Source organism: Lysobacter sp. N42, assembly GCF_004344885.1.
The window spans coordinates 1-6,730 of record NZ_SKFB01000081.1 but is presented as its reverse complement, the minus strand read 5'-3'; the positions used below and the strand labels follow the sequence as shown (position 1 = coordinate 6,730).

Annotated in this window: 6 protein-coding genes and 1 pseudogene; 3 read left to right on the top strand and 4 right to left on the bottom strand. The window is 71.1% G+C overall.

The features are described from left to right. Positions 1 to 157, bottom strand: a pseudogene (locus EYQ95_RS25595) (transcriptional regulator NrdR); the annotation flags it as partial. A 120-nt stretch (positions 158 to 277) separates the two neighbouring features. Beyond that, positions 278 to 1,531 (bottom strand): serine hydroxymethyltransferase, encoded by a 1,254-nt coding sequence (glyA, locus tag EYQ95_RS25590; protein ID WP_132331949.1) that lies wholly within the window; start codon positions 1,529 to 1,531, stop codon positions 278 to 280. A 215-nt stretch (positions 1,532 to 1,746) separates the two neighbouring features. Here glyA and ettA point away from each other — a divergent pair, with 215 nt between their 5' ends. The 3 genes from ettA (at position 1,747) to EYQ95_RS25575 (ending at position 5,096) form a co-directional block, all read left to right on the top strand. After that, complete coding sequence (gene ettA, locus EYQ95_RS25585; RefSeq protein ID WP_132331947.1) at positions 1,747 to 3,408, top strand: energy-dependent translational throttle protein EttA; 1,662 nt, start codon at positions 1,747 to 1,749, stop codon at positions 3,406 to 3,408. A 201-nt stretch (positions 3,409 to 3,609) separates the two neighbouring features. Beyond that, positions 3,610 to 4,422 carry an orotidine-5'-phosphate decarboxylase gene (gene pyrF / locus EYQ95_RS25580; RefSeq protein WP_132331945.1) on the top strand — a complete coding sequence of 271 codons (813 nt, stop codon included), beginning with the start codon at positions 3,610 to 3,612 and terminating at the stop codon, positions 4,420 to 4,422. A 164-nt stretch (positions 4,423 to 4,586) separates the two neighbouring features. Further along, positions 4,587 to 5,096 carry a hypothetical protein gene (locus EYQ95_RS25575; RefSeq protein WP_132331942.1) on the top strand — a complete coding sequence of 170 codons (510 nt, stop codon included), beginning with the start codon at positions 4,587 to 4,589 and terminating at the stop codon, positions 5,094 to 5,096. Here the strand turns inward: EYQ95_RS25575 and EYQ95_RS25570 are convergent, their stop codons facing one another. Together EYQ95_RS25570 and EYQ95_RS25565 are read right to left on the bottom strand one after the other, a co-directional pair. Further along, positions 5,097 to 5,945, bottom strand: coding sequence for a glycosyltransferase (locus tag EYQ95_RS25570; protein ID WP_132331939.1), 849 nt, complete (start codon positions 5,943 to 5,945; stop codon positions 5,097 to 5,099). It lies immediately after the preceding gene. Positions 5,946 to 6,030: 85 nt separating this feature from the next. Then, a partial coding sequence (locus tag EYQ95_RS25565; RefSeq protein WP_132331937.1) for a glycosyltransferase occupies positions 6,031 to 6,730 on the bottom strand: 700 nt, incomplete at its 5' end.

The window sequence follows — 6,730 nt, the reverse complement described above, 5'->3', positions numbered from 1 at the left end:
TGACGATCACCGGCAGCTTGAGCTCGATGGTCTCCAGCGTGGAAAAGCGCTCGCCGCAGGCCTCGCAGACGCGCCGGCGACGGATCGTCGCGCCGTCCTCGGACACGCGCGAGTCGATCACGCGCGTGTCCTGGTGCTGGCAGAAGGGGCAGTGCATCAGGGGCCGGGATTGGAGGTCGGGGATTCGGGATTCGCGAAGGCGGGCGCCGTGCCGTCGACGACTCCCGGTTTCCGTCGACCCACAGGTCGACCATCCGGAATCCCGAAGCCCATCGTCTCAGCCATACACCGGGAACTTCGCGCACTGGGACTGCACCGCGTCGGCCACGCGGGCGATCACGGCCTCGTCCTTCGGGTTGTCGAGCACGTCGGCGATCCAGTTCGCCAGCGCGATGCACTCGGCTTCGCGGTAGCCGCGGGTGGTCACCGCCGGCGTGCCCAGGCGCAGGCCCGAGGTCACGAACGGCGAGCGCGGGTCGTTGGGCACCGAGTTCTTGTTGACGGTGATGTGCGCGCGGCCGAGGGCGGCCTCGGCCTCCTTGCCGCTGACGTCGCGCCCGATCATGTCCACCAGCATGAGGTGGTTCTGCGTGCCGCCCGAGACGATGCGGTAGCCGCGCTGCATCAGCGTGTCGGCCATCGCCTTCGCGTTCTTCACCACCTGCTCCTGGTAGGCGCGGAACTCCGGCTCCAGCGCCTCCTTGAAGGCCACGGCCTTGGCGGCGATCACGTGCATCAGCGGGCCACCCTGGATGCCGGGGAAGACGATGCTCTGCAGCTTCTTGACCAGCTCCTCCGACGGAGCCTTCGCCAGGATGATGCCGCCGCGCGGGCCGCGCAGCGTCTTGTGCGTGGTGGAGGTGACCACGTGCGCATGCGGCAGCGGGCTCGGGTACACGCCGGCAGCAACGAGGCCGGCGATGTGGGCCATGTCGACGAAGAAGATCGCGCCGACAGAATCGGCGATCTGGCGCATGCGCGCCCAGTCGATGATCTGCGAATAGGCCGAGAAGCCGGCGATCAGCATCTTCGGCCGGTGCTCGGCCGCGAGGCGCTCCACCTCGGCGTAGTCGATCAGGCCGTTGGCGTCCACGCCGTACTGCACCGCGTTGAACAGCTTGCCGGAGGCGTTGACCTTGGCGCCGTGGGTGAGGTGGCCGCCATGCGCCAGGCTCATGCCGAGGAGGGTGTCGCCCGGCTCGAGCAGGGCGAAATACACCGCCTGGTTGGCCTGCGAGCCCGAATGGGGCTGCACGTTGGCGTAGTCGGCGTCGAACAACGCCTTGCAGCGCTCGATGGCCAGCTGCTCGGCCACGTCGACGTGCTCGCAGCCGCCGTAGTAGCGCTTGCCCGGATAGCCTTCGGCGTACTTGTTGGTGAGCACGCTGCCCTGGGCCTCGAGCACGCGGGGGCTGGCGTAGTTCTCCGAGGCGATCAGTTCGACGTGATCCTCCTGGCGGCGCCGCTCGTTCGCGATCGCCTGGGCCAGTTCGGGGTCGAATCCTTCGATACGGGCATCGCGCGGGAACATCGGCACTCCGGAGGGTCGGGAAGACGGGGATTGTAGGGCCCGCCCCGGTCCGCCGCTCGACGCGCCGCCCGGCCGGGCGCCGCGACCGGACGGCGGGGCGGCCGCGGCCTATAATTCGCGGTCATCCCCACCGTCCGCGGCCCCTGCCCCGAGCAGGCGGCGGCCGCCTGCCCCGCGCGGCCCCGAGCCCGCGCCCGACCGGAGCCCCGAGCCCCATGCAGTACATCTACACGATGAACGGCGTCAGCAAGACCGTTCCGCCCAAGCGCCAGATCATCAAGGACATCTCGCTGTCGTTCTTCCCGGGCGCCAAGATCGGCCTGCTGGGCCTGAACGGCGCCGGCAAGTCGACCGTGCTGCGCATCATGGCCGGCGTCGACAAGGACTTCTCGGGCGAGGCCCGCCCGCAGCCGGGCATCAAGGTCGGCTACCTGGCGCAGGAGCCGGAGCTGGACCCGGAGAAGACCGTCCGCGAAGCCGTCGAGGAAGGCGTGGGCGAGGTGCTGCAGGCGCAGAAGCGGCTGGAGGAGGTCTACGCGGCCTATGCCGAGGAAGGCGCCGACTTCGACGCCCTGGCCAAGGAGCAGGAGCGCCTGGAGGCCATCCTCGCCGCCGGCGACGCGCACACCCTGGAGAACCAGCTGGAAGTCGCTGCCGACGCGCTGCGCCTGCCGCCGTGGGACGCGAAGATCGCCAACCTTTCCGGCGGCGAGAAGCGCCGCGTCGCGCTCTGCCGCCTGCTGCTGCAGAAGCCCGACATGCTGCTGCTCGACGAACCGACGAACCACCTCGACGCCGAATCGGTCGAGTGGCTGGAGCAGTTCCTCGCGCGCTACACCGGCACCGTCGTCGCGGTGACGCACGACCGCTACTTCCTCGACAACGCGGCCGAGTGGATCCTCGAACTCGACCGCGGCCGCGGCATCCCGTGGAAGGGCAACTACACCGAGTGGCTGGTGCAGAAGGAAGAGCGCCTGAAGCAGGAAGAGAACCAGGAGAAGGCGCGCCAGAAGGCGATCGCCAAGGAACTCGAGTGGGCGCGGCAGAACGCCAAGGGCGGCCGCTCCAAGGGCAAGGCGCGCCTGGCGCGCATCGAGGAGCTGCAGTCGGTCGACTACCAGCGTCGCAACGAGACCAACGAGATCTTCATCCCGCCGGGCGAGCGCCTCGGGCAGAAGGTCATCGAGTTCAAGAACGTCAGCAAGAAGTTCGGCGACCGCCTGCTGATCGACGACCTCTCGTTCTCGGTGCCGCCGGGCGCGATCGTCGGCATCATCGGCCCCAACGGCGCCGGCAAGTCGACCCTGTTCAAGATGATCACGGGCAAGGAGCAGCCGGACTCGGGCACGATCGAGATCGGGCCGACGGTCAAGCTCGCCTACGTCGACCAGAGCCGCGACTCGCTGGAGGGCAACCACACCGTCTTCCAGGAAGTGTCGGGCGGACTGGACATCCTCAACATCAACGGCATCGAGATCCAGTCGCGCGCCTACATCGGCCGCTTCAACTTCAAGGGCCAGGACCAGCAGAAGATCGTCAGCCAGCTCTCGGGCGGCGAGCGCGGCCGCCTGCACATGGCCAAGACGCTGCTGCAGGGCGGCAACGTGCTGCTGCTCGACGAGCCGTCCAACGACCTCGACGTCGAGACGCTGCGCGCGCTGGAAGACGCGCTGCTCGAGTTCCCGGGCAACGCCTTCGTGATCTCGCACGACCGCTGGTTCCTCGACCGCATCGCGACGCACATCCTCGCCTTCGAGGGCAACTCGCACGTGGAGTTCTTCCAGGGCAACTACCGCGAGTACGAGGAAGACAAGAAGCGCCGCCTGGGCGCGGAAGGCGCGCAGCCGCACCGCCTGCGGTTCAAGGCGCTCAAGTGACGATCCGGCCCGTGGTCGCCGATGGCGGTCACGGGCCTTGCCGGACCGCCACCCCCGCGAAGGCGGGGGACGGTGCTCCTGACGTGGCTGTCCGGTGCGCATCCACCGCGGGAGAGAACGACGTCCATGGATGCCCGTGTTCGCGGGCATGACGGAGCAGCCGGGATCACCTGCTCCGACACGAGATCACGGGAGCCGCCCATGAGCTTCATGCAGCACCTTCGCACCCGCTGGCAGCAGGCGAACACCCTCGTCTGCGTCGGCCTGGACCCCGAGCCGGCGAAGTTTCCCGCACGCTTCGCGAACGATCCCGACGCGGTATTCGCCTTCTGCCGCGACATCGCCGACGCGACAGCCGAATTCGCCTGCGCCTTCAAGCCGCAGATCGCGCACTTCGCGGCGCTGCGCGCGGAAGGCGCGCTCGAGCGCCTGATCGCGCACCTGAAGTCCGCGCACCCGCAGGTGCCCGTGATCCTCGACAGCAAGCGCGGCGACATCGGCAGCACCGCGCAGCACTACGCGGCGGAAGCCTTCGACCGCTACGGCGCCGACGCGGTCACCGTGAATCCCTACCTGGGGCGCGACGCGCTGCAGCCCTTCCTGGACCGCGGCGACCGCGGCGTCATCATCCTCTGCCGCACCTCCAACCCCGGCGCCGGCGAGCTGCAGGACATGCTGGTGGCGGGCCGCCCGCTGTACCAACACGTGGCGGAAAAGGCGGCGATCGACTGGAATGCCAACCGCAACGTCGCGCTGGTGGTCGGGGCGACCTGGCCGGAGCAGCTGGCGGAGGTGCGCGCGCTGGTCAAGGACGTGCCGCTGCTGGTGCCGGGCGTGGGGGCGCAGGGCGGCGACGCGGCCGCGGTGGTGGCGAACGCGAAGACGCCCGACGGCACGGGCCTGATGATCAGCTCCTCGCGCGCGGTGCTCTACGCATCGGCCGGCAACGACTATGCGCAGGCCGCGGCGGACGCGGCGCGCTCGCTTCGCGACGCCATCAACCGGCATCGCTGAAGCCCTCGCTCCCCTGGCCCGGGCAGGCCAAGCGCGCCCGGGCAGCGCGGCCGGACAGGCGCAGCGGCCGGGGCCGCGCACGTCCCTTGCTCCCGCCCGGCCATGACCGCCGCTGCACGCGGCGCGACGCAGACTCCCCCGCATCCCGACGCGGGGCTATGCCGATGATCACGTCCGTCCGCCTGCGGCGCCCCTGCCTGCTGGTGCTGCTGCTTGTCGCGGCGGGCACCGCACGCTCGCAGCAGGCACGCAGCGCGCCCGAGTGGTGGGGCAACCTCAACCTCGTCTCGCACCACTTCGGCGACGAGGAAGAGTTCCTGGCCGCCGGCGAGGACTTCAACCAGGAGAACTGGGGTGCCGGCGTGGAGCTGCAATGGAAGCCGCGCCATGCAGGATCGGCCGGCTATTACCGCAATTCGGTCGACGAGGACTCCTGGTACGCGCTCTACCACTACACACCGCTGCAGCTGGGCCGCTACGTGCGCGTCGGCGGCATGGTCGGCGCGGTGACCGGGTACCCGGGGTACAACGACGGCGGCCTCGCACCGGCCGGCGGCGTGGTGGCCAAGATCGAAGGCGACCGGCTGGGCCTGAACCTGATCTACCTGCCGCGGATCGCGGACGTGACGCCCGATACCCTGGGCCTGCAGTTCAAGCTGCGGCTCGGCCGCTGATCACGCGCGCGCACGCCACCAGGCGCGCGCGGCCGCCAGGACGAAGCGCAGGGCGATCGCCACGCGCACCAGCAGGCGCGTCAGCGGCCCGCGCCGTGCCGCCTCGAACCTGCGGAAATAGCGCCACAGGCCGCGATGCTTGTGCCATTCGACGAACACCGGCCGCGAGCGGCTGGACACGCCGCGCACGTGCACCACGCGCACGTGGTTGTCCACCGCGACCGTGGCGCCCGACTCGCGCGCGCGGCGGCAGAGGTCGAGGTCCTCGGCGTGCAGGCGATAGCCCTCGTCGAAACCACCGAGGCGAACGAACAGGCTGCGCGGCATCAGCATCAGCGCACCCGACACGGCATCGACGCACTGCAGGCGCTCCTGCGAGGGTGCCAGCGCGAGGTCGGTGGCGCGCGCACGGCCGACCAGGCCGGCGAGCATCGCGCCGAAGTCGGGATCGCGCCGCCGCGCCGCGCCGTCGCGCACGCCCTCCTCGTCCACCAGGTCCGCGCCCAGCAGCGCGGGGCCCAGCCCGCGGGCCGATTCGCGAAGGCGCAGGAGCGTATCGGGCTCGACCAGGCAGTCGGGATTGACGAAGGCCAGCCAGGCCGCGTCCACGTCCGACGCGCCCTGGTTGCAGGCCACCGCGAAGCCGGGGTTGTCGGGATTGGCGATGAAGCGAAGGCGCGGGTCCATGCTGGCGATGCGCGCGACGATCTCCAGCGTGCCGTCGTCGGAGCCGTTGTCGACCACGCGCACCGCCGCCACGCCCGCGGCGGCGAGCAGCCGCTGCAGGCAGAGCGCGATGGTCTCGGCGCTGCGGTAGGTGACGACGATGGCGGCGATGTCGGCGCTCAACGCAGGGCTCCGCGGGCCGTCGGGCACCTGCCCGCCACGACCGCGCCCGCCGGGTGCCGGGCACGCGCCGCGCAGGGGTTGCGCCTCATGCGCTCGCGCCCTCGGCGAACAGCTCCGCCTGCGTGGCGATGGCCGCCTCGTGGCGCGCGAGCGTGGTGGCCACGGCATCGCGGGCCTCGCGCAGCGGATCGCGCATCAGGAAGGTGGCCAGGGCGGCATTCCAGTGCGGCCAGCGTGCCGCCAGGCGGTCGAGGTCGCCATCGGCCGGGCGCCCTTCGGCCTGGCGCGCGACGAACGCCTGCGCGCAGAGCAGGTTGCGCCCGCCGAAGGCCTGCATGCGCAGCGAGACATCGATGAGCGCGGCATAGCACGAGCGGTAGGTCGCGGCATCGAGCCCGCCCACCGCGCGCAGCATGGCGCCCCGCAGCAGCACGGCATGGCCCACGGCGGCGGGCAGTTCGACGGGCGGGCGCGCCGCGTCGGCTGCGGCACGCGCGATGGCGTCCGGCTGCGACGGCAGCGGCGCGCATTCGCCCAGGCGCGGGAAGGCGGCCGTCTCGCCGGCGTTGCTCCAGGGCGTGAGGCTGGCGATCGAGGCGTCGGCCGCGAACTGGCGCTGCATGCGCACCAGCCAGCCCGCGGCCGGGCGCGCATCGGGCGCGAGCACGGCCACGTCGCCGCCGCAGGCGCGTAGCACCTCGTCCAGGTGCGCGACCTCGTTGTACGAGTACTTGTCGCCCTCGGGCAGGTACATGGTCACGCCCAGCGCACGGCCGCGCGGGATG